Source organism: Exiguobacterium sp. s152, from assembly GCF_018618335.1.
Taxonomy (GTDB): Bacteria; Bacillota; Bacilli; order Exiguobacteriales; family Exiguobacteriaceae; genus Exiguobacterium; species Exiguobacterium chiriqhucha.
Window position 1 is genome coordinate 1 of the sequence record NZ_JACSLX010000014.1, and the last position, 23525, is coordinate 23525.

Consider the following 23525-nt stretch of genomic DNA (forward strand, 5'->3'; position numbering starts at 1 on the left):
ATTAGGCTACCTCACACCGATAAAATATGGTGTGGTGGCAGCCTAATAAGGTGTTTTTATTAGTGTCTCATATAGCTAGGTCAGTCTAAAGGAAACAGGTTTTATTTTTTAACCTGTCTACTTTTTAGGGAGCGTATCAATTCGTCCGGGGCGGCTGCTTGTTATTGGACTTGCGTATACAACTTCTGCATATACTCGTTCACTTCATCGGCCGCTTGGAACATCATGAATGAATGTTGCAAGATGATCTCTGGCGAGAAGCCGAGGTCGAGGTCGAGCGTCGAGGCGAGCGTAACATCACGGTCGCTGTCGAGTACGCAGCGGAAGTATTTGAACTCTTGGTTGAACTCGTTCAAGGCGTTCAGAATCGGTAGGTCTTCGACGTAATCCGGCACGTGGGTGACCGTCGCGGCATACAGTTCCGCATCTGTCGTCTTTTTATTGAAGGCGATAATCATAACGGGCTGAGCCCCGGATTTAGTCGTTTCACGCGTCAAAAATGTGACATGCGTTTCAGTCTCGCTCTCTTTGAACGTCATATTGCGTTCAGCGACGAGCGCTTTAAATGATTCTACTTTTTCTTCGAAGTTCACAAACAAGTCCCCCTTAAAAGTCGTTACTCTAACTTTCGCCCATTTGCGGAGGGAAAGCAAGTGGAACTAGCGTTTCATCAACATTTTGATGGCTTCTTCGACGGTTTCTGACGTATCTTCGCCATCTTGTTGGGCGGTGATGATGCACTGCTCCAAGTTCTTCGCGACGATGATGGTCGAGGCGCGGTCAAGCGCTGATCGAGCCGCACTCAACTGTGTCACGACGTCACGGCACTCTTTCCCTTCTTCCATCATGCGGATGATGGCCCGGATTTGTCCTTCGACCCGTTTCATCCGGTTCAACACTTTTGTATCGTATTGATACTGTTCCATTAGATTCACCTCTATATTCAAATCGTTCAGTAACCCAACTATTTATTGTGTAGTCTCATCTTAATACGTGGGGGAGTATGTGTCGAGCAACAACGTTTGATGTGAATTTTTTTCAAACGTTTACCGATTCGACAAACAAATCCCTTGCAATCAAATACCACAGGGGGTATATTATTGACGTGAAAGCGATATGTTCAACGAATCACAAATTTTCGTCGAACGCCCGCTACCAAGCTGACGAATAAATAAGTGAAATATCATAGATCAAAAGGATGGGTAAACAAACATGAAAGCATCTGCCTTGAAACGTCAAATGGATTTCGAAGTACCAGTGAACATCGTCGACGTTCGTGAACGTGACGAGTTCCAGGAAGCGCACATTGCTGGTGCGAGAAATTATCCGCTATCTGAAATTTCGGAATGGATTGAGACACTCGACCCTGAAGAAGAATACATCGTCCTTTGTCGTTCAGGGGCTCGCAGCACGCAAGCAACTTGGCAAATGGAAGCGAAAGGTTATAAAGTGGTCAATATAGAAGATGGCTTGATGAGCTGGCCAGGTGAAGTCGTCAAAGGAGGAAATGCGCAATGAGTAAAAAAATCGTAATCGTCGGTGGGGTCGCTGGTGGTGCTTCGGCAGCCGCCCGTCTTCGTCGCTTAAATGAAGAGAACCGAATCGTCATGTTCGACCGGGGCGAGTATATCTCGTTCGCGAACTGTGGACTTCCTTATTACATCGGTGATGTGATTCAAGACCGTCAAAAATTGCTCATTCAAACCGTCGAAGGGATGAACAAGCGTTTCCAACTCGACATCCGTAACTTGACGGAAGTGACGAAAATCAACCGTGCCGAGAAGACGGTGTCGGTGAAACACGTCCAGACAGGTGAGACGTACGAAGAGTCGTACGACGTCCTCGTCTTGTCACCAGGTGCGAAACCAATTCGTCCGAACATCCCAGGGATTGAAGAGGCAGAAGACATCTTCACGCTCCGCAACATTCCGGACACGGATAAAATCCGTAGCTACGTCGATGACAAAGCGCCGAAACACGCGACAGTCATCGGTGGCGGTTTCATAGGGATTGAAATGGCTGAAAACTTACGGGAACGTGGCGTCGATGTCACGCTCGTCGAGATGGCCGACCAAGTCATGACGCCGCTCGACCGTGAGATGGTCGCACCGGTTCACGAGCATATGCGTTTGCACGGCGTCGACCTTCAGCTTTCTGACGGTGTCGACTCCTTCTCTGAGAAAGGGAAACGTGTCCACTTGAAGAGCGGTCGCGTCATCGAGACCGATATGGTCGTCTTGTCAATCGGTGTTGTGCCCGAATCTTCGATCGCAACGGAAGCAGGACTTGAAACAGGCATCCGCGGCGCCATCCGTGTCAACGAGAAGATGCTCACGTCAGACCCGAATATCTACGCCATCGGTGACGCCGTCGAAGTGCTCGATTATATCTTCAAAGAGCCGACGGTCGTTCCGCTTGCATGGCCGGCCAACCGCCAAGGTCGTCTCGTCGCCGATATCATCAACGGTCGTGACGTTAAATACAACGGAACGATGGGGACTGGGATCGCCAAAGTATTCGATATGACCGTTGCTTCGACAGGTTGGAACGAGAAACGTTTGACAGCAGCTGGTAAAGAGTTCGAAGCCGTTCACGTGCACCCGGGTTCACATGCGGGCTATTACCCAGGATCGACACCCGTGTCGCTCAAACTGTTGTTCCATCCGATGACCGGTGAAATCTATGGCGCGCAAGGCGTCGGGATGAACGGTGTCGATAAACGGATTGACGTCATTGCGACAGCGATGAAAGGTAGCTTGACGGTCCTTGACCTTCCAGACCTCGAACTCAGCTATGCACCACCGTTTAGCTCGGCGAAAGATCCGGTCAACATGATCGGTTACGTGGCGTCGAACGTCGTCCTCGGCGATAACGAAGTCGTACATTGGAACGAGATTGACGACTTGGTCCAAAACGGTGCGACATTACTCGACGTCCGTGACGAATCAGAGCACGAGCTCGGTAAAATCCCAGGCTCAATCAACGTTCCGCTTAACTCGCTACGCGATCACTTGGACAACTACAGCAAAGACGAAACGATTTATGTGACATGCCAAGTCGGACTTCGCGGATATCTCGCATCCCGCATCTTGCGTCAAAATGGATTCAAGGTTAAAAACTTGAGTGGTGGCTACAAGACGTGGTCACAAGTGAGACGTGATTTTGATGCGATTGAAGCAGGAACGAAGGCAGCGAATGAGACTGCCGCAACAGCAACGGAGGAGGCACCACCAGCAATGACGAATCAACCAGTCGGGGAACCGATTTTCCTAGATACGTGCGGTCTGCAATGCCCGGGACCAATCTTAGAAGTCAACAAAAAAGTAGCCGAACTTGGCGAAGGCGAGACGCTCCGCGTCCTCGCAAGTGATCCTGGCTTCTTTGCGGACATCAAAGCATGGGCGAAGAAAACGGGCAACAAGCTCGTCTCGAAACAATTTGTGAACGGTCGCGTCGAAGCCGTCCTTCAAAAAGGTCAAGGACCTGCAGCCGTCCAAGCGGGCGCACCAGCAGGCGACGGCGCATCGATGGTCGTGTTCAGTGGAGACCTCGACCGTGCACTCGCGTCGTTTATCATCGCGCAAGGTGCAGCGGCAATGGGTAAAGACGTCACAATGTTCTTCACGTTCTGGGGGCTTAACGTCATCCGTAAACCAGATGCACCAGAAGTGAAAAAGCAAGGCCTCGAGAAAATGTTCGGTATGATGATGCCATCTCATGCAGGTGAGCTTCCGCTCTCGAACATGAACTTCGGTGGCGTTGGTCAGAAGATGATGAAGAAAGTGATGAGCGACAAAAATGTTCCGTCCCTCGATCAAATGATTAAATCGGCTCAAGAGGCAGGCGTCAAAATGGTCGCTTGTACGATGTCGATGGACGTCATGGGGATTAAAGAAGAAGAGTTAATCGACGGCATCGATCTCGGTGGTGTGGCAGCATACCTCGGGGCAGCCGAAGGCGGTAACTTGAACCTCTTTATCTAACCAACTGAGATAATCTAGGCGGCCGGTCACTTGACCGGTCGCCTTTTTGTTGTTCGACACCCGAAATGAAAATTGTCGAAAAAGATTGCATTTTTTAAACGTTTTTCCTATAATTCTACTCATGTAAAGAAAGTTGACATAACTTTTTCTTATAACTCACACATACACGGAGGATTGAAAGATGGAGAAATTCGTAGAAGATCTCGTTTCATCAGCCAACGACCTGCTCTGGTCGTCAGTGCTAATCGTTGTCCTTGTCGCCTTAGGTTTGTATTTCACCGTTCGCATGGGGTTCGTCCAGTTCCGGATGTTTCCAGAGATGGTTCGTCTCTTATTCAAAGATGGCATGAAGCGTGAAAAAGGCCAAGTTTCGTCGTTCCAGGCATTCGCCATCGGGACGGCGGCGCGCGTCGGGACCGGGAACATCGCCGGTGTCGCGACGGCCATCGCGCTCGGAGGCCCGGGAGCCGTCTTCTGGATGTGGCTCATCGCCCTCATCGGATCGGCTTCGGCATTCGTCGAAAGTACGCTCGCGCAAGTATATAAAATCCGCGACGGTCGCACATGGCGCGGTGGTCCAGCTTACTACATGGAACGTGCGCTCGGTCAGCGCTGGCTCGGGATTTTGTTCGCCATCTTGATCACGTTCTCGTTCGGTTTCGCCTTCAACTCGGTTCAGTCGAACACAATTTCGTTGTCAGTCAGCAACCAGTTCGGGATTAGCACGACAACAGTCGGTATCATTTTGGCGCTCGTCACTGCAGTCATCATCTTCGGTGGGATTCAATCGATTGCCGTTCTTTCGAGTATCATCGTTCCGGTCATGGCGGGTGGCTACATTCTACTTGCCACTTGGATTATGATTACGAACGCTTCACTATTGCCTGAAGTGTTCGGCTTGATTTTCTCGGAAGGCGTACTCGGTCTTCAGCAACTGTTCGGTGGTGCCATTGGAGCAATGGTACTTCAAGGGATCCGTCGTGGTCTCTTCTCGAACGAAGCGGGAATGGGTTCAGCCCCGAACGCGGCAGCTACAGCTGAAGTATCACACCCGGTTAAACAAGGGTTGATTCAATCACTCAGTGTGTTCGTCGATACACTTCTCGTTTGTACATCGACAGCGATGATCATCTTATTGTCAGGCGTCGCCGGTTCAGAGTCGTTCGCTGGTGTCGAGTTGACACAGGCCGCGCTCACTGCCGAGATTGGTCCGATGGCGACATCTTTCCTCACAATCGCGATTTTCTTGTTCGCGTTCAGCTCGATTCTCGGAAACTACTACTATGGTGAGACGAACATCCAGTTCATTTCGGATAAAAAGATTTACGTCACGCTCTACCGCATCGGTGTCGTCGGTATGGTCCTCTTCGGAGCGGTCCGTTCGGCCGGTCTCGTCTGGTCAATCGCGGACGTGTTCATGGGTCTCATGGCACTCGTCAACTTGTATGCGATTTTCCGCCTCGCGAAAGTTGCCCGTCTCGTCCTCGACGATTACTTGGAGCAACGCCGTCAAGGTGAAGATCCGGTCTTCTACGCCGATTCGATTGAAGATCTGCCAGGCCGCGAGTACATCGAGGCTTGGGAATCGGAAGAAGAAGTCAAAACAGGTACAATCCGTTCATAAACGACAAACCGTCTACGAAAGCACGTAGACGGTTTTTTTGCGCCCGCAAGATGGGTAAACTGAAGAAAAGGGGGGCGTTCAATGATGGAGACGACACACTATATACGCATTTCCCCGGAAGTATGGGTCTCATTCGGACAAGATCCGGAAATGATTTTAGATTGGCTGCTGCACGTGCATAGTCAACAACGTGACACGTATGAGACATTGACGCTCCCGAGTATCGAGCGCTTCCAAAAGATTCTCGGACAAATCGAGATTTATATCGATGGGGATGACACGTACAACTTAGAGATGGCCGTCATCGGGGAAGAGTTGATTGTAAACGAGAAGCAGGCGGTCGTCGTCGGGATTTTGACGCCGCAGCTGCTCCATATCGTCAAAGATGCGATGAACGCGTTCACGAAAGAAGATGTGGCCGATATGGCGTTCGTCGACCATGATGGCCTCGATGACGTCTGGCTCAAATGGACGCTGTTGAAACGATTCTGTGAAGAAGCGATTGAACGGGATGAGCTCGTGTTGATTTACTATGAATAAACAGTCTATGAAAACACCTTGAAAATTGGTAAACTATTACAAATAGTTTGCCTAGGGGTGGATGTATGCTGGATTTCTCTTCAATGGTCGCCATCGTCATCAGTGTGTTTAGTCCAATATTCGCGTATCGAGTCGGTCTAACAACCATTGGTCGCATCAATCTTTTCACCGTGTTACTCTTTATCGGTTCCTGGCTGTTTATCCTCACAATGGGGCTGCTCTATAACCATCCAGTATCGATGCTCTTTTACGTTTCGATTATGGCGAACTGTTGCTTTGCCATAGGGAACAGCGTGTGGTTTATGCACAAACGCAATCCTAAAGCTAGCGTGAAGAAGTTGCTTGTCGTCCTTTCTTTTTTGACAGCGCTCTGTTTCGTGTTTATTGAGAAAGCTTACTCAACGACCGTGCTACAGGACACACTGATGCATACCGTGATGTTGGTTACAGCGATTTTTGTGACCGGTATCATCTGGACTAGGCTTAGACAAATCGACCGGGAACCAGAACATACATAAACAGCTCGGCGCGAAGGCGCCGAGCTGTTTTCTGAAATGCTTATTTCAATGCCGTCTCAAGCGCTTTGACGTTCTCGCGCATGAGGTCGAAGTAACTCTTGTCCATCTGCTCTTTCGTGACCGACTCCAAGTTGTAAATCGTCACCGTCTCCGCACCGATCTCGTTTTGAACGACCTGTGCGACTTTCGGCGTCACCGTGTCTTCGAAAGCGATATATTTCAAGTCGTGAAGTCGTGCCTCTTCGATGACACGCTTCAATGCTTGCTGTGACGGTTCTTCTGAAGGCGTGAGACCCGTGATTGGAAGTTGGTCAAAGCCGTACCGTTCCGCCAAGTAACCGTAGGCTGCATGCGTCACGAGCAACTCAGACTTCGAGCCGCCATCGACTGCTGCTTGTAGTTCGCCATCTAACGTCGTAGCTTCTTCTTTGAAGGCGCTTAAACGATCCGCGAACTCATCTTTATAGTCCGGTGCCTGTTCGCTGAAGGCTGCTTCGACAGCTTCCGCCATCGAGACGGCATTCATTGGGTCGAGCCAGACGTGTGGGTCGTATTGGCCGTGGTTATGCCCGTCATCTTCGCTATGCCCGGCTTCTTCCTCGGCATGAGCGTCCTCCTCATGTCCGTGCTCGTCCTCGCTATGTTCGTCCTCACTATGCTCATCCTCGCCATGGACGTGAACTGTGTCTTCTGCCGAAAGGAGTGTCACGTCCTCGGCCGTCTTCACGAACGTGACGTTCTCATTGGCCAAGCTCTTTTCCATCGACTCGACGTATGGCTCGAGATCGTGCCCGACCGTCAAGAACAAGTCGGCTTCGGCGATATCGGTCATCTGCTTCGATGTCGGCTCGTACGTATGAGGGTCAGCGCCAGGCGGGATGACCATCTCGACGCGGACACGGTCGCCCCCAATTTCTTCCGCAAATGACTTCAAAGCGAACGTTGACGCATAGACGGTCAACTGATCGCTCGTCTCCTCCGTCGCGCCACTCTCTTCATTACTTGCACATCCACCTAATAAAAGTGTGCCGGCAGCGGCGACACTCAATAACTTCTTATTCATGAACTCTTCCACCTGTCCTCTCTATATGAACCTTTAAATCGTAACCGTTACGTTCTGAGACTGCGAGTTATATTATAGGGGGCGAATCCGTGCACGTCAAGTCCGACTTCAGATGGATGGTTTTTCGAGAAAAAGGGAATATGATTAAAAAAAGAACGAGGAGTGGATGTATATGAGAAAGGAGACCGCCTGGTTCGTCGGAGGTGCGGCACTCGCGGCCGCCACGGCAGCAGGGGCCAGCGTATGGAACCAGTATGGATCGCTCGTGCGTTGGCAAGAGCCCGAATTGCCGGCGCAACCCTCCACCCGTAAACGTCGAACGCACACGTACAAGATTGTCAATGACCGCCCGCTCCAGTTTGACGTGTATTATCCGCCAGGGGATGGACCGTTCCCGGTCGCGGTATATGCCCATGGGGGGGCGTTCGTACGAGGGAATCGAGGCATGGTGACGTTGTTCCATCCGTTACGCGACCATTTTCTCGCCAAAGGGTTCGCGGTCATCAGTATCGACTATCGTCTGTTCGAGGATGGGGTCTATTTCCCGGACAACATCATCGACGTCTCCGATGCGCTCTGTTATTTGAAACAGCACGACGGTCTGCTCAACTTGGATATTAACCGATTGATCGTCTGGGGTGACTCGGCAGGTGCGGCCCTCGTCTTAGCGACGGCGCTCGATCGAAGCAAACAGTTCACCGGTGAACTTGGAGATGACGTGCCACCGATTAAAGGGGTGATCGCGCTCTATCCGCCGACGAACTTCTTATTGTTCAAGTTCATCCAGACGTGGCTCGCTCATTTGAAGTTTTATGAAGGGAGCCGCGAGGCATGGCGCGAGCTGATGGTGAAGTGCTCACCGGTCACGCATCTCTATGACGACGCCCCGCCCATCCTCATTCTTCACGGAAAGAAAGACCCAATCGTTCCGTTCGGACAGGCGCTCCACTTCGTCGAACATGCGAGTGAGGTCGGTGCGAACGTGCAACTGATTTCCTTCCCGAACGGTACCCATTCGTTAGCGAGCTTTCTCCAATCCGACAACCCGATCAAAGAAACGCAGCTCATGGCTCGCATCGACCGTTTCATCGATGACGCGATGATGTGACGTTGCGCTTTTTCGCAAAGATGGTACGATGGGGTAGGATTTAGGAATCAAAAAGGAGTGACTCGCGTGACAGAACTTTGCTTGGTCCGACATGGTCAGACCGATTGGAACTTTCAAGAAATCATTCAAGGACGGGAAGATATCCCGCTCAACGCACTCGGACATCGGCAGGCCGAAGAGAGTGCGGCCTTTTTAAGTCAAGAATCGTGGGACGTCATCGTGGCGAGCCCGTTATCGCGAGCCGTCGACACGGCACGTTACATCGCGGAGGCGTGCGGCATCGACGCAGCACACATCATTCAAGACGAACGTTTCATCGAGCGTGAATTCGGGGCCGCGTCGGGAAAACCGGTACCGGGCATTTATGAAGCCGTCCAAGCCGATGACCAAGACCGCGTACCTGGTCTCGAGTCAGAAGACGAGATGCGAGCCCGTGTCTTGAGCGGTATGCATGATCTCGTCGAGACGCATGCCGGAAAACGTGTCATTGTCGTCTGTCATTCACATGCGATTAAAGCTGCGCTATCGGCGATTGACGACACGTATACGTTCCGTCATGCCATGCGCAACGCCTGCTCGAACTATATCGAACATCAAGACGGTCAGTTCGTGGTCAAGGCGGTCAATGTCGCCGACCATATTACGAATGTGATTGTCGCGAAGTGAGGAGAAACTCATGACGACATTGCTCTGGATATTCATCATCGCATCATTTATTGTCGCGTTCGCAGGATTGATTTATCCGGTCATCCCGAGCGTCTTGTTCTTATTCATCGGTTATGTGATTTACGGCTTCGGCTTCTCGTTCGAGCCGCTCACATTGACATTTTGGCTCTGGCAGATTTTGTTCTTGATCTTCCTGTTCGTGGTCGACTATATCGTCACCCGGGCTACGGTCGATAAACGAGGCGGTTCTGAACGGGCGAAATGGGGAGCGACGATCGGTTTGATTGCGGGACCGTTCATCTTCCCGCTCGTCGGGGTGCTCATCTTCCCGTTCATCTTCGCATTTTTAGCGGAACTCACGCTCGGTAAGTCGACGCGTGAAGCGTGGAGTATCGGTGTCGGGACCGTACTCGCTTTCCTCGGCAGCACGGTGCTCAAAGTTGTCGGGATGACGATGATGGTCATCTTGTTTTTCATCTACATTTGAGGCGAAGAAATTTCTTCGCCTTTTTGGGTTGAGTTATTTATAAAAACGGGGAAAGAAAAACAAGACCGTTCGACTTATTCGAACGATCCTGTCTTGACGAGCTGTGTGAAGGCGGAGCGGCTGAACGACTGCTGCTGTTCGACTTGTTTTTCGAAGAAGGACGGTTTGAGTTCGGCGTTCGCCACGCCTTCGGAAATCAACGAATCGAGCACTTGCTTGGTCGGATCTTGTTTCGGCATCAGCATGAGCCCTTCCGCGACGAACGTGTGATGGTCGCTGAGCGACCGTTCGCTCGTGAACGTCAACGCGAGGGCGGCCGGGCGGTTCGCCGGTGACGTGATGACGGCTTCGGCAAGGAGCAGGATTCGCTTATTCAAATAGTGATGAAGCGTGACGGCAAATTCGGTCGGAACGAGCATCTCGAGGAGCCATTCGTTGTCATGCTCTTTCGAGATAATCAACCCATCGAGCAGTTCGACGGGGAGGTTCAACTCGTTGCCATACTCGTCTTGGACGAGGCGAACTTGGACTAGGCGGAACGTTTTCATCATATCGGTCCCTTCCACATTTTCTTTAATCCATCTTAACATAGTCTGCTTCGAAGATTGTGTTACGATAGCGGGGAAGCGACGTAAAAATAAAGGACAAGGAGGCATCAAGATGAGTTGGGTTGTTGGCATAATCGGGTATATCACGATTCTAGCAATCGGTTATTATGGTGTCCTTTTCTTCAAAGTAAAGCAGGAGCGGAGTCGGGCCGGATATCGAATCTTTCTCTTGCTCGCGGGACTGTTCTTCGTGAGCGGGAGTGACTATATCATCGCGTTGTTCCAAGGGGATACGGAAGCGACGTTTTGGCAACGGACCGTTTACTTCATATTGATTTTGATTTCTCTTTCAATCGCCCTTTACTTTCGGAGAAAAGAAGATAAAATTCATGCGAACGAGATGACGACGGCATAAACAAGAGGCTACGGAACAAATCCGTAGCCTCTCGTTTTATTTCGGGATCCGGGTTTGACGAATCATCTCGAGTTTCAAGTCCCAGAGCGGTTTACTGAATGTGACCGAGTACACTTCCGGCAAGCGGAGGCGTTTATACTCTTCCCATAAACCGTTCATTTGCTCATGATGATACGCGCGAATCTCTGTCGCGTTCGGTAAGTCATAGACGCGTTCGCCGTCTTGGAAAATCGGGACGAGCAAACGTTTGACGCTAAAGTTGCGTGTCTTGATGCGGAACGCTGGGTCGCGCACGTCAATCAAGTCGATTTCGTTATACGACTCGACCGGTTCGTCGGACAAGGCGATATAATCCCCTTTGAATTTCCCAGTCTCGTTATCGATGATGCGATACAACTCTTTCTTATGCGGCGTCGTCGTCTTCACTTTCGAAGACGAGACTTTGATGACCGGCTTCAGCTTCCCGTCGGCGCCTTCGCGGGCGACGAGCTTGTACACCATGCCGAGCGCAGGCTGTTCGTACGCGGTAATCCCGCGCGTCCCGACGAGGAACGTGTCGGCTTCAGCCCCTTGCATCCGCAAGTCTTGGATGACGTATTCGTCAAGATCGCCTGAGACGACGATTTTGACGTAGTCGAGTCCGGCAGCATCGAGTGCTTTCCGGGCCCGTTTCGACAAGTAGGCCAAGTCACCCGAGTCGAGTCGGACCGACTTCAAGCGATAGCCTTTTTCCTCGAGTTCCTTCGCGACCGTGATCGCGTTCGGGAGACCCGACTTGAGCGTGTCATACGTGTCGATCAACAGGCTCGTGTTGTCCGGATACATCTCGGCGAACGAGCGGAACGCTTCGAGTTCCTCATCGTGGAACTGAATATCGGCGTGTTCCATCGTTCCCCCGGTCGGGACATCGAAGTCGCGTCCGGCCGAAACCAAACTCGTGACGTCGAAGCCGGCGATATAGGCGGCCCGAGTTCCGTAGTACGCGGCATCGACACCTTGGGCGCGACGGGCTCCGCCTTCAAGCAGCGTTTCGTTTGGTGCGGCTTGACGGATGCGTGCGTATTTCGTCGCGATGAGGGACTCGTGGTTGGCGATGTTCAAGAGTGCCGTCTGGAACAGCTTCGCCTCGAAAATCGTCGATTCGATGCGGACGACTTGTTCGTTCGGGAAGATGACTTCTCCTTCGCGGACGCTATAGAGTGAGCCGGTGAACTTGAAGTTGCGGAGCACGTCCGCGAACTCGTCCTCGAAGTCGAGTTGTTGTTTCAAGTAGCGGATGTCCTCTTCCGTGAACGAGACGTTCTCTAAATAGTGGACGATGTTTTGCAGACCGGCGAAGACGACGTAGCCGCCGCTGAACGGATTCGAGCGATAATACAGGTCGAACACGACTCGTTCGTTGTGACGGCCTTGTTTCCAATAGATATACATCCAACGGGGGAGGTATAAATCAGTGTGAAGTGCTAGGTTGCGATGTAACATAATCGTTCCTTTCTGTTTTATGTCACTTCCCGGTCACAGTGGCCCCGAGTGTCGTGACAAAATGTTCGAGCGCCCAATCGTGCCCGACTGGGTTGAAGCTTTGGACGGCATCGGCGTGGACGACGATTGTATAGCCGAGGTTGTACGCGTCGACTGCCGTATGGAGCACGCAGATGTCTGTACAGACACCGACAAGATGAATCTCCGTAATGGCCCGTTCGCGCAAACGCAAATCGAGGTCGGTCCCGGCGAAGGCACTATAGCGTGTCTTATCGATCCAATGGTCGGCCCGGCTCGCCGCGGTTTTCACGGCGCCGTAAAGTTCGCGGCCTTCCGTGCCCCGGATGTTATGGGGTGGGAAGAGCGTCGTTTCCGGATGATACGTGTCGCCAGCATCGTGGACATCGTTCGCGATGACGACATAATCCTCGTCCGCGAACTCCTCAATCAATTGGACGATTCGTTCTTCTATGTCTTGCCCTGGTTTTCCACAAGTCAAACGACCCGTATCTGCGATAAAATCAAACGTGTAGTCGATCACAATCAATGCACGCATGGCGAGATCTCCTCTCTCATGTAAAGAATAGTTGGCTATCCTTCTTATTCTAAATCATTTTGCGTGAAGCGAAAAAGATTATTTTTGATCGCGGTCGGGTACTAGGTGTAAGAAGAACTGTTTGCGAAAGGGGAATCAGCACATGCTGCTGTCATCAACCGAACTGTCAGAGCAACTGTCCCGCTTAAATGGCTGGGACGTTGTCGAAGGGGAATTGCAAAAGACGTATCGACTCGATACGTTTCCGGAGGCGATTCAATTCGTCCATCTCGTCGCCGATTTGGTGGAGACGCTCAATCATCATCCGAACATCTTAATCGAGTATCGGAACGTCACGTTGACCGTGTCGACGCATGATGAAGGCGGCATCACGGAGAAAGACATCATGCTCGCGAAAGGGTGTGAGGAGCTTGTCTAAGCTATTCATGACCTTCGCCTCAGGTACGGTCGCTGAACGATTGCGTCAACAACCGGGCGTCATCGTCGCGAACGGGACGGAAACGATTCTGCTTGCCGAAGGGGACAAATCCCCGTTCCAGAGTGGCAAGATGTTTCAAATCGAGGAAGCGGAAGGACAATTCGCTCCGAAAGGGAATATTGTCTATGCGAACATCCCGGTCGATTCGAACGCCCGGTCGCTCTTGTTCCATCGCTTGTTGAAAGACAAGTCACGTCTTGGGTCCGGCCATAGCGGTTTCGCCGCCTATCGGCTCGGTGTCGACCCGGACGACAACCATGGGATTGTCTTCATCCAATTCACCGAGGGCGGGAATCGTTTCCGTGATTCGACCGACTACGTCTTGTTCCAAGAATGGCTGAAAGAAGCCGTCGAACAAAAAGGAGCCGGTCCGATCATAAAACACTATGTCGTCGATGGAGCGGATGACCTATAATAAACATAACGTCACGTTAGGGGAGGATTTTTTATGAACAAGAACTACTTCTGGATGGGAATGGCCGCAGGTGCCATCATCGGAGCCGGGGCATCGCTTCTCCACAGAGAGACGCGTGAGCAACAAGTCAGTCAGCTCAAGCATATGAAATCACGACTCAAGTCACACGATACGTCTACACAAGCTCATTCGGTCGGCCTCCAAGCCTCTTCGAAAGCGAGTTTGAAAGATCGCGTCATGGATTTGAAGGCACTCTATGAAGAGAACCAAGATACGATTCAAAATCTCGTCGAAGACGTGAAAGACTTGGTCGATGCGCTTCAAGACGCTCGTCATAAAAATCAAATCTAATTCATGTTCACGGTCCGGTGCTGTTGCACCGGACCGTTTTTTCATGCTCCGGCGAGCCTCGCTCTGTTTAATTTGTATAAAAATACAATTGACAGTATAAATATACGTATGTTTTAATCAATTTATTCTTTTAAGGAGGTTCGGCAGATGATCACTTGTGGAATCGTCGGCGTCACGGGATACGCCGGCATGGAGCTGTTGAAGCTCATCGGGAAACATCCCGAGTTTACGCTCGTCCGGGCGATGAGCGATTCGAGCGCCGGGGCGACGCTCACGCAACTGTATCCATGGTTAGAAATCGACAATTTGACGCTCGAGCCGTTCCAAGTGGACGCATTGAACGACATCGACGTCATCTTTTTAGCGACGCCGAGCGGAATATCGGCGCAATATGTGACGCAGTTGACCGAATATGAAGGGGTCGTCATCGATTTGAGCGGCGACTTGCGTCTGCCGGCATCGATTTACGAGACGTGGTACGACAAACCGGCCGTACCGGCATCGCTACAAGCGCAGGCCGTATACGGATTGACGGAATGGAATCGGGACGCCGTGAGGAAAGCGAACTGGATTGCCAATCCCGGGTGTTACGCCACGGCGGTCGCCCTCGGCTTGTTGCCGTTCGTGAACGGCGGTTGGATCGACCCGAACGAGATCATCGTCTCGGCCTGTTCCGGCATCACCGGAGCCGGGAAGGGACTCAGCGCCAAGACGCACCACGCCCGCTCCAACGAGAACGTGCAACTTTATAAAGTTCATACGCATCAACACATCCCAGAGATTGAACAGACACTCCACGCAGTGTCTGGCCTCCCAGCGACGGTGTCGCTGTCGACACATCTGCTGCCGATCAATCGGGGCATCATGGCGACGATGAGTGTCGTGCCGACAATCACGCAGAGCGAGGCGGACTGGGTGCATGCGTTGAATGAGGCATATGCGGACGAACCGTTCATCCGGGTGCAACAAGGCGAACCGGAGATTCGGACGGCCGTCGGCTCGAACTACTGTGACATCTGGGTGTACGCCGATGCACGGGCGAATCGATTGACCATCGTCTCGGTCATCGACAATATGCAAAAAGGTGCGGCCGGACAAGCGATTCAAAACGCCAACGTCCGCTTCGGAGTAAACGAAACAGCCGGGTTGACTGAACAACCCCAATACATATAAGGAGGTCAAACGGATGATTGAAACAACGATTAGCCCTGTCGTCCACGTCGTCACGCCGAAAGGGTTTCAAGCGTGCGGAGTTCACGCCGGATTAAAACGAAAACGTAAAGATTTGGCGTTGCTCGTCTGCGAACAGCTGGCCAGTGCCGCCGCGGTGTATACGACGAACCAGTTCCAAGCGGCGCCGATTCAAGTGACGAAAGAATCGCTCCTTGCGACGAGCGGGAAGCTTCGTGCCGTCCTAATCAACAGTGCGAACGCCAACGCCTGCACCGGTCCGCAAGGGATCGAGGACGCGTATGTGATGCGCGACAAGGCGGCCGATCATATCGGGGTCAAACCAGAGGAAGTGGCGATTGCCTCGACAGGTGTCATCGGTCAACTGTTGCCAATGGAGACGCTCTTGAGCGGCATCGATTTGCTTGAACCGATTCATGAGGAGACGGGGGCGGAGTCGTTCGCGGAAGCGATTTTGACGACCGATACGGGAACGAAATGCACAGGCGTCGCGTATGCCGAAGGCGATGCTACCGTGACGATCGCAGGTGTGGCCAAAGGTTCGGGGATGATTCATCCGAACATGGCGACAATGCTCGGCTTCATCACGACCGATGCCGTAATCGCGCCCGACGTGTTGCAACGGGCGCTGAAACAGAGCGTGGACGCCTCGTTTAACAGCATCACCGTCGACGGGGACAGTTCGACGAACGATATGGTGCTCGCTTTGGCGAGCGGACTGACCGAGATGGATGAAATCATCGAAGGGACACCAGCCTATGACCGCTTCTGCCAAGAGTTGACTGACGTGTGCACAGATCTCGCCAAGGCGATTGCTCGTGACGGGGAAGGGGCGACGAAATTGATTGAAGTCGAGGTCGTCGGGGCGAAGACAGATGAGGCGGCTCGGATGATTGCGAAACAAGTCGTCGGCTCGTCGCTCGTGAAGACGGCCGTCTATGGACAAGATGCGAACTGGGGACGCATCATCGCCGCCATCGGTGCATCGGAGCAACCGATTAACGTGAACCACGTCGACATCCGCATCGGGTCACAGCATGTGCTGATGGAAAGTGCGCCGGTCTGGTTCGATGAGGCGCTCGCGACAGAAGAGATGGGACAAGACGTCGTCTCAATCCAAATCCGATTGCAGGACGGCACCGGACAAGGTCAGGCGTACGGCTGCGATTTGACTTACGATTACGTCAAAATCAACGCGAGTTACCGGACATGAAACAACGGAAAATCGTCAAACTCGGCGGGAGCGTTTGGGACACGCTCCATCCGGACTATTTCAACGAGTGGCGGACGTGGCTCGACGCAGGGCATGAACTTGTGATCGTTCATGGGGGTGGACCTGCGTTGTCCGCTTATTGCGAGCACCAACAAATCGAACCGGTGTTTCAAGACGGACGTCGTGTCACGACAGCGGACGTGTTGACCGGTGCCGAGCGCGTGCTCGCGGGGGAGATGCAGACCGAAATCGTCGCTGCCCTCGGTCGTCATCATATTCAAGCGGTCGGTCTCTCGGGTGTGGACGGACAGACGCTGACAGGAAAGCAATTGGTGGAACTCGGGGCGGTCGGTGAAGTCGACCGGGTCGAGACAGACTTGTTCGAGCTGTTGCTCGCGGGTCGCTACGTGCCTCTCGTGACATCATTATTACACGGTACGGAAGGCACGTTGAACTGTAATGGGGACGATTGTGCGATTGCCGTCGCGGTCGCTCTCCAGGCCGACTGCTTCGAAATGATCACTGACGTCCCAGGTATCCGGATTGATGGGACGTTCCGTCAAACATTGACACGTAAGGACATCCAGACGGCCATCGCCACAGGGGATATCTATGGGGGGATGATCCCGAAGACCGAGGCGCTGTTGGCTGCTCTAACAGGAGGGATTGATGTCGCCGTCATCCGTGACGGCAAGGACCCGGTTCATCCCGGGACAACACTACAGGAGGTGCACCATGCATTCACTACTACCGACATACGGACAACGACATATTGAGATTGAGCAGGCGGGCGGGTCCTACGTGACCGATACGGCGGGGAAGCGGTATCTCGATTTCGTCATGGGCATCGCCGTCTGCGGGACGGGTCATCGTCATCCGCACGTGAGCCAAACGCTAGAGGCGCAGCTTCAAAAAGTGTGGCACACCTCGAACCTTTACAACATCAGCGGGCAAGCGCGCGTCGCCGAGACGCTCATGTCAGGGACGCATTTGACGCATGCGTTCTTCTGTAACAGCGGGACCGAGGCGAACGAAGGGGCATTCAAATTGATTCGGAAATGGACGAACAAGACAAAAATCGTGACGTTCACGAAATCGTTCCACGGTCGCTCGTTCGCCATGCTCGGGGCGACCGGACAAGACAAGATCAAAGCCGGATTCGGCCCGATGGTGTCTGATTTTGTACACGCACCGTTCAACGATATGGATGCACTCGACATGATCGATGACGAGACGGCTGCGGTCTGGCTCGAAATCGTCCAAGGCGAGGGTGGGGTCGTCGTCGCTGACGCGGCATGGCTCGAAGCGCTTCAAGCGAAAGCGACTGAGCATGGCGTCAAAATCGTCGTCGATGAGGTGCAGACCGGGATTGCCCGCACAGGTACCCGTTTCGCGTTCGAACAGACACCGCTTAAACCGGACGTCGTCACGCTCGCGAAAGGGCTCGGTAGTGGTTTTCCTGTTGGAGCGATTTTGACAGCAGCAGGTGCGGAACACGTCTTCACGGCTGGCAGTCACGGTTCGACGTTCGGCGGCAATCCGCTCGCGATGGCCGCGGCGGAAGCGACGCTCGACATCTTGTTCGAGGCGGACGCACTTGCTCACGTCCATGCGGTGGGCGCGCGATTACGAGCGGGCTTGGAACAATTTGTCGACGGAGAGACGTTCACCGAGGTGCGTGGACTCGGCTTGATGCTCGGGCTCGTCGCGACGCAACCGGTCGCGACATGGATTGAACAGTTGCGAGACGCTGGCCTCTTGGTCGTCGCGGCAGGTCCGGACGTGATTCGCTTCTTGCCGTCTTTGCTGCTTACAGAAGCTGAAGTGGATGAGGCGCTCGCAATCATTGAACATGTGATTACAAAGGAGATGGTGTCATGACGGGGACAGTGACGTTACAAAGCGGTCAACAGTTCAACGGGACGTGGGAAACGAGTGCACGCTCGGCGAAAGGGGAGGTCGTCTTCTTCACAGGGATGACCGGTTATCAAGAAGTGTTGACCGATCCATCGTACGCCGGTCAAATCGTCGCGTTCACTTATCCGCTCATCGGACAATATGGGTTGACCGACACAGCATCTGAAAGTGCGGACATTCAAGTGGCGGGCGTACTCGTCCAGACGTTAGCCGGGAACGGGGCGGCGACCGACTTGAAGGATTGGCTGGAGCAGTCCGGGGTGCCGGTACTGTCTGACATCGACACGCGCTCGCTCGTCCATGCCCTTCGTGAACACGGCGATCAGTGGGGTGTGATGACGTCTGAATCAGATGTGTCGTTCGATGGGGACTTACATCAGATTACGGAGACCGTTTCGACGCCAAGTCATGTGCGTCACGGTGACGGGGTGAACGGACATATCGTCTGTCTTGATTTCGGCGTGAAGGCGTCGATGGTTCAAGCGATGGTGGGGCGAGGGTACACGGTGACAGTCGTTCCGTTCGATACGACGGCCGCCCAAGTCCATGCGCTCGCGCCGACCGGGATTCTCGTGTCAAACGGTCCGGGAGACCCGCGTGATTTGGTCGATTACCTCGACAATGTGCGTGAAGTGGCATTGGCGTATCCGACGCTCGGCATTTGTATGGGCCATCAACTGCTCGCGCTCGCGTTCGGGTGTGAGATTGAAAAACAGACGTACGGACACCGTGGATCCAATCATCCGGTCCGAAACGTCCAAACGGGTGAAGTGTGGATGACGTCGCAAAACCATGGGTACGTCGTCACACGGAACAGTTTGGAAGCGACGCCGCTCGAACTGCTATTTGAAAACGTGAACGATTTGTCGGTCGAAGGGACGTTGCACCGCACTGCCCCGATTCTCTCGGCCCAGTTCCATCCGGAGGCCAGTCCGGGACCGAAGGAAGCGCAAGCCATCTTCGACCGCTTCGACAAAATGATTCAGCAAGGGGTGAACGTCTATGCATAAAAAAGTACTCGTCATCGGCTCGGGTCCGATTATCATCGGACAGGCGGCCGAGTTTGACTATTCGGGCACACAGGCATGCCAAGCGCTTCGGGAAGCAGGCTGTGAAGTCGTGCTTTTCAACTCGAACCCGGCCACGATTATGACCGATCCCGGTGTAGCCGATCACACGTACATCGAGGCGATGACGTTAGAGAAGGCCGAGTTGATTATCGAGACGGAACGTCCGACCCACTTGCTCGCCACGGTCGGGGGGCAGACCGCCCTCAATTTGGCGCTCGCGTTAGACGAGGCCGGCGTGCTCGAACGATACGGCATCGCCCTCCTCGGGACGTCGCTCGAGACGATTCGCGACGGGGAGGACCGCGAACGGTTCAAGCAGAAGATGAACGAACTCGGGGAACCGCTCCCTGTCAGCACAACCATCGAGTCCATCGATGCCCTTGACGGCTTTATCGCCGAGACAGGCGTCCCGCTCATCGTTCGTCCGGCATTCACGCTCGGCGGCACCGGCGGTGGGATTGCCGAGACGGTTAATGCCGCCTACACGCTCGCGAAGCGTGGTCTCGAGGCGAGTCCGATTTCACAGTGTTTAATCGAGCAGAGCATCGCCGGTTATAAAGAGTTCGAATATGAGGTCATGCGTGACGCCAACGGGACGTGCATCATCGTCTGCAACATGGAAAACATCGACCCGGTCGGCGTCCATACGGGCGATTCGGTCGTATTCGCCCCGGCCCAGACGTTATCGGATACGATGCATCAGACGTTGCGGACCGCCGCGTTCCGGATCGTCTCGGCGCTCGGTGTCATCGGCGGATGTAACATCCAGTTCGCCGTCCATCCGACGGAAGACGCCTATTACGTGATTGAAGTGAACCCGCGCGTCTCGCGTAGCTCGGCACTCGCCTCGAAGGCGACCGGGTATCCGATCGCGAAGATTGCGACTCGTCTCGCGCTTGGGGAGCGACTCGACGATTGCATCAATCCCGTCACGAACGGGACGATGGCGAGCTTCGAACCGGCCCTCGATTATGTGACGGCGAAAGTGCCGACGTTCCCGTTCGATTTGTTCAACGGGACGGACCGGACACTCGGACCGCAGATGAAAGCGACTGGGGAGAGCATGGCGATGGGCAAAACGCTCGAAGAAGCGCTGCAGAAAGCATGGCGTGGTGCCGGTGTCGAGCAGAATCCGCTCTATCCGAGTTGGATGGCGACAGCTGATGCCGACGCGCTATACGATGAAATTTCGGCGCCGACCGATCGTCGTCTCCTGGCGTGCCTCGCGCTACTCGACCGAGGAATCGCCACGACGTCACAACTTGAAGCGCTGACGGGCATCGTCCCGCACTTCGTGATGACGTTCGAGCGACTCGTGACGACAATCCGTCTGAATCTGTCCACGCCAGCGAACCTGTTACAGGCGAAACGGTTCGGTTTCACCGACGCTCAGATTGCGCAACAGATGAATGTCACGGCCGACACAATCGCAGCAATACGGCTCGAACACGACATCCATCCGGTCTACCAGATGATTGACACGTGTGCCGCCGAATTCGAGAGCCGCACGCCGTACTTTTACGGGTCGTGGCACGGGACGTCCGAAGTCGTTCCAAGCGAGCCCCAGAAAGTCGCCATCATCGGGTCTGGTCCGATTCGAATCGGGCAAGGCATCGAGTTCGATTACAGTTCGGTGCATGCGGTCTGGGCGCTTCAAAAGCTCGGGGTCGAGACGATTATGATCAACAACAACCCGGAGACGGTGTCGACCGACTTCACGGTCGCCGACAAACTGTACGTCGAACCGTTGACGATTGAAGATGTCGTCCACGTATTGGAGGCAGAAGGCTGTCAGGACGTCCTCATCCAGTTCGGCGGCCAGACCGGCATCTCACTCGCCCATGCGCTGGAAACCAAAGGCTACCACTTGCTCGGGGCGACGGCAGACGTCATCGATCAAATGGAGGACCGGGATCGGTTCTATCAATTCCTCGACGAGATCGGGGTGGCCCACATCCCTGGAGAAGAGGTCGGATCAGTAAACGAGTTGACGTCCGCAATCGATCGTCTCGGCTATCCATGTGTCGTCCGTCCGTCTTATGTCATCGGTGGGAAAGGGATGTATATTATCCGGACCGCGGCGGATTTGCACCAAGTCGAACCACACTTGACCTATCCGCTCCTCGTCGATGCGTATGTCGATGGACGTGAACTCGAAGTCGACTGTGTCACTGATGGGAAAAGCGTCTACGTCCCGGCTTTGCTCGAACAGATTGAGGCGGCCGGTGTCCATTCGGGCGATTCGACGATGATTCTGCCGCCGGTCAAGACGTCACAAGCGCAACAAGCCGAGATTGAAGCCATCGTTCAAACGATTGGACGAGCACTCACGTATCGGGGCGCGCTCAATATCCAATTCGTTTTGAAAGGCGACGTCATTTACGTGCTCGAAATCAATCCGCGTGCATCTCGGACGGTCCCAATCGTCAGTAAAGTGACCGGGGAACCACTCATCGAATGGGCGACGCTCGCGGCGTTCGGCCATGAGTTGGCAACCGTCGTCCCAGACGCACGTCCGGTATGGAGCGGCTATGCCATTAAGACACCGGTGTTCTCGAGTTTGAAATTGCCGGGCGTCGACCCGCTCACCGGACCCGTCATGCGCTCGACTGGAGAGACACTCCAATTCAGCATGACCCCTTACGTGTCCGAACGGTTCTGTTACGATGCGACGACGACGCGCGTCATGAATCGGACTGAGACCGTAGCCGGCCAAGGCTGGTCGTCATATAGTGATCAAACGCTTGATGAGACGACCGAGTTCCAAAACGTGTCGGTCCTATTCTCGAACGCACCAGAAGAGCAAGCGGCACGTGAGACGGCGGTCCGAAATGGCGTCCACGTCATCTCGGAGACACATCTTGCCGAATACTATCAACAAGCGATGCAAGCGGAACCGATGCCGGTCCGTTCACTTCAAACGATGCAGACAGGAGAGGGACTACCATTATGACGACGAAAACCATCAATCATCTACTGACACTCGAGGAACTGACTCCGTCCGCCCTCGACGACTTGCTTGGACTCGCGGCCGAAGTGAAACGACAGCCGGAAGCGTTCCAGTCGGCGCTCGCCGGCAAGAAAGTGGCGCTCTTGTTCGAGAAGGCCTCGACCCGGACCCGGATGTCGTTCGAGGTCGGTGTCGTCGAACTCGGCGGTTATCCGCTGTTCTTGAGCAGCAGTGATTTACAAATCGGGCGTGGGGAACCGCTGACGGATACGATACAAGTCATGAGTCGTTATGTCGATGCGCTCATGATTCGGACGTACGCCCACGCGACGGTCGAGACGCTCGCTTCGGCAGGTTCGATTCCAATCATCAACGGATTGACCGATTCCCATCACCCGTGCCAAGTACTCGCCGACTTGTTGACGGTCGAGGAAGTGTTCGGCACGAGAACAGGGAAGACGTTGACGTACATCGGCGACGGGAACAATATGGCCCACTCGCTCATGATCGGGGGCGCGCTCAGTGGGATGCACGTCCGCATCGCCTCGCCAGAAGCATATACGGTCGAGACCGACATTTTCGAACGAGCGAATGAACTCGCGGCAACGACAGGGGGTAGCATCACGCTTTGGCAAGACCCGGTTGCTGCCGCCACGGGTACGGATGTCATTTACACGGATGTGTTCGCGAGCATGGGGCAAGAAGCGGAAGCGGCGGAACGGTTGACGCAGTTTGCGACGTTCCAAGTCGATGCTTCGCTCATGCAGCAAGCGAAGTCAGAGGCGATTTTCCTGCACTGCCTCCCGGCCCATCGTGGCGAAGAAGTGACGGCCGACGTCATCGATGGTCCGCAGTCGGTCGTGTTCGATCAAGCCGAGAATCGCTTACACGCGCAAAAGGCGCTCATGCTCACTTTGCTCGCCTAAACAAAAGAGAGGATTCGCCGCTCG

Annotated in this window: 25 protein-coding genes; 19 read left to right on the forward strand and 6 right to left on the reverse strand. The window is 53.8% G+C overall.

Annotation, left to right across the window (positions count from 1 at the left end; all coding sequences use genetic code 11):
- Window positions 1-161: 161 nt before the first annotated feature.
- Both KNP72_RS14770 and KNP72_RS14775 read right to left on the reverse strand, forming a co-directional pair.
- Window positions 162-593: a type III secretion system chaperone family protein gene (locus tag KNP72_RS14770; protein WP_016509669.1), complete on the reverse strand. Its 432-nt coding sequence runs from the start codon at window positions 591-593 to the stop codon at window positions 162-164.
- A 66-nt stretch (window positions 594-659) separates the two neighbouring features.
- Entirely contained in the window at window positions 660-926 is a 267-nt protein-coding gene (locus KNP72_RS14775; protein WP_016509666.1) for a metal-sensitive transcriptional regulator, read from the reverse strand.
- Window positions 927-1212: 286 nt separating this feature from the next.
- Here KNP72_RS14775 and KNP72_RS14780 point away from each other — a divergent pair, with 286 nt between their 5' ends.
- From KNP72_RS14780 to KNP72_RS14800, 5 genes are all read left to right on the forward strand, one after another.
- On the forward strand, window positions 1213-1518 hold the full coding sequence (locus tag KNP72_RS14780) for a rhodanese-like domain-containing protein (RefSeq protein WP_214718419.1): 306 nt from the start codon (window positions 1213-1215) through the stop codon (window positions 1516-1518).
- A complete protein-coding gene (locus KNP72_RS14785; RefSeq protein ID WP_214834205.1) occupies window positions 1515-3983 on the forward strand; it encodes a CoA-disulfide reductase in 2469 nt (822 codons plus the stop codon). The genes KNP72_RS14780 and KNP72_RS14785 overlap by 4 nt, the downstream gene beginning before the upstream one ends.
- Window positions 3984-4164: 181 nt before the next feature.
- Window positions 4165-5607 (forward strand): alanine/glycine:cation symporter family protein, encoded by a 1443-nt coding sequence (locus KNP72_RS14790; RefSeq protein WP_214718416.1) that lies wholly within the window; start codon window positions 4165-4167, stop codon window positions 5605-5607.
- An 81-nt stretch (window positions 5608-5688) separates the two neighbouring features.
- Window positions 5689-6147 carry a DUF1877 family protein gene (locus KNP72_RS14795; protein ID WP_251129046.1) on the forward strand — a complete coding sequence of 153 codons (459 nt, stop codon included), beginning with the start codon at window positions 5689-5691 and terminating at the stop codon, window positions 6145-6147.
- Between the two features lie 65 nt (window positions 6148-6212).
- Window positions 6213-6665 (forward strand): hypothetical protein, encoded by a 453-nt coding sequence (locus KNP72_RS14800; RefSeq protein WP_214754897.1) that lies wholly within the window; start codon window positions 6213-6215, stop codon window positions 6663-6665.
- Window positions 6666-6705: 40 nt separating this feature from the next.
- On the opposite strand, the gene KNP72_RS14805 is transcribed toward KNP72_RS14800, so the two are convergent.
- The gene (locus KNP72_RS14805) at window positions 6706-7728 is read right to left on the reverse strand and encodes a metal ABC transporter solute-binding protein, Zn/Mn family (RefSeq protein WP_214834207.1); all 1023 of its coding nucleotides are present in this window, start codon (window positions 7726-7728) and stop codon (window positions 6706-6708) included.
- Window positions 7729-7900: 172 nt separating this feature from the next.
- Here KNP72_RS14805 and KNP72_RS14810 point away from each other — a divergent pair, with 172 nt between their 5' ends.
- From KNP72_RS14810 to KNP72_RS14820, 3 genes are all read left to right on the forward strand, one after another.
- Entirely contained in the window at window positions 7901-8836 is a 936-nt protein-coding gene (locus tag KNP72_RS14810; RefSeq protein ID WP_214834210.1) for an alpha/beta hydrolase, read from the forward strand.
- Window positions 8837-8902: 66 nt separating this feature from the next.
- Window positions 8903-9502: a histidine phosphatase family protein gene (locus KNP72_RS14815; RefSeq protein WP_214834213.1), complete on the forward strand. Its 600-nt coding sequence runs from the start codon at window positions 8903-8905 to the stop codon at window positions 9500-9502.
- Between the two features lie 10 nt (window positions 9503-9512).
- Window positions 9513-9989 (forward strand): DUF456 domain-containing protein, encoded by a 477-nt coding sequence (locus KNP72_RS14820; protein WP_214834214.1) that lies wholly within the window; start codon window positions 9513-9515, stop codon window positions 9987-9989.
- Window positions 9990-10063: 74 nt separating this feature from the next.
- On the opposite strand, the gene KNP72_RS14825 is transcribed toward KNP72_RS14820, so the two are convergent.
- Entirely contained in the window at window positions 10064-10540 is a 477-nt protein-coding gene (locus tag KNP72_RS14825) for a YwpF-like family protein (protein WP_251129049.1), read from the reverse strand.
- A gap of 109 nt (window positions 10541-10649) precedes the next feature.
- Here KNP72_RS14825 and KNP72_RS14830 point away from each other — a divergent pair, with 109 nt between their 5' ends.
- Entirely contained in the window at window positions 10650-10952 is a 303-nt protein-coding gene (locus KNP72_RS14830) for a hypothetical protein (RefSeq protein ID WP_131471580.1), read from the forward strand.
- A 36-nt stretch (window positions 10953-10988) separates the two neighbouring features.
- On the opposite strand, the gene KNP72_RS14835 is transcribed toward KNP72_RS14830, so the two are convergent.
- Window positions 10989-12434, reverse strand: coding sequence for a nicotinate phosphoribosyltransferase (locus tag KNP72_RS14835; RefSeq protein WP_214834216.1), 1446 nt, complete (start codon window positions 12432-12434; stop codon window positions 10989-10991).
- A 22-nt stretch (window positions 12435-12456) separates the two neighbouring features.
- On the reverse strand, window positions 12457-12990 hold the full coding sequence (locus tag KNP72_RS14840) for a cysteine hydrolase family protein (RefSeq protein ID WP_214834218.1): 534 nt from the start codon (window positions 12988-12990) through the stop codon (window positions 12457-12459).
- A gap of 142 nt (window positions 12991-13132) precedes the next feature.
- Between KNP72_RS14840 and KNP72_RS14845 the strand changes: the two genes are divergently transcribed.
- From KNP72_RS14845 to argF, 10 genes are all read left to right on the forward strand, one after another.
- Window positions 13133-13408, forward strand: coding sequence for a 4a-hydroxytetrahydrobiopterin dehydratase (locus KNP72_RS14845; protein ID WP_214834220.1), 276 nt, complete (start codon window positions 13133-13135; stop codon window positions 13406-13408).
- A 7-nt stretch (window positions 13409-13415) separates the two neighbouring features.
- On the forward strand, window positions 13416-13883 hold the full coding sequence (locus KNP72_RS14850; RefSeq protein ID WP_214834223.1) for a hypothetical protein: 468 nt from the start codon (window positions 13416-13418) through the stop codon (window positions 13881-13883).
- Window positions 13884-13916: 33 nt separating this feature from the next.
- Window positions 13917-14234, forward strand: a complete 318-nt coding sequence (locus KNP72_RS14855; RefSeq protein ID WP_214762433.1) for a hypothetical protein — start codon at window positions 13917-13919, stop codon at window positions 14232-14234.
- A gap of 147 nt (window positions 14235-14381) precedes the next feature.
- Entirely contained in the window at window positions 14382-15407 is a 1026-nt protein-coding gene (gene argC / locus KNP72_RS14860; RefSeq protein ID WP_214834226.1) for an N-acetyl-gamma-glutamyl-phosphate reductase, read from the forward strand.
- 13 nt (window positions 15408-15420) lie between these two features.
- Window positions 15421-16638, forward strand: coding sequence for a bifunctional glutamate N-acetyltransferase/amino-acid acetyltransferase ArgJ (argJ, locus tag KNP72_RS14865; protein WP_214834229.1), 1218 nt, complete (start codon window positions 15421-15423; stop codon window positions 16636-16638).
- On the forward strand, window positions 16635-17414 hold the full coding sequence (gene argB / locus KNP72_RS14870; protein WP_214834232.1) for an acetylglutamate kinase: 780 nt from the start codon (window positions 16635-16637) through the stop codon (window positions 17412-17414). Before argJ ends, argB begins: the two co-directional genes overlap by 4 nt.
- Window positions 17374-18519: an aspartate aminotransferase family protein gene (locus KNP72_RS14875; protein WP_214834235.1), complete on the forward strand. Its 1146-nt coding sequence runs from the start codon at window positions 17374-17376 to the stop codon at window positions 18517-18519. Before argB ends, KNP72_RS14875 begins: the two co-directional genes overlap by 41 nt.
- Complete coding sequence (locus KNP72_RS14880; protein WP_214834238.1) at window positions 18516-19565, forward strand: carbamoyl phosphate synthase small subunit; 1050 nt, start codon at window positions 18516-18518, stop codon at window positions 19563-19565. Before KNP72_RS14875 ends, KNP72_RS14880 begins: the two co-directional genes overlap by 4 nt.
- On the forward strand, window positions 19558-22578 hold the full coding sequence (gene carB / locus KNP72_RS14885) for a carbamoyl-phosphate synthase (glutamine-hydrolyzing) large subunit (RefSeq protein WP_214834240.1): 3021 nt from the start codon (window positions 19558-19560) through the stop codon (window positions 22576-22578). The genes KNP72_RS14880 and carB overlap by 8 nt, the downstream gene beginning before the upstream one ends.
- The gene (argF, locus tag KNP72_RS14890) at window positions 22575-23501 is read left to right on the forward strand and encodes an ornithine carbamoyltransferase (protein ID WP_214834243.1); all 927 of its coding nucleotides are present in this window, start codon (window positions 22575-22577) and stop codon (window positions 23499-23501) included. Before carB ends, argF begins: the two co-directional genes overlap by 4 nt.
- The last annotated feature ends 24 nt before the right edge of the window (window positions 23502-23525 follow it).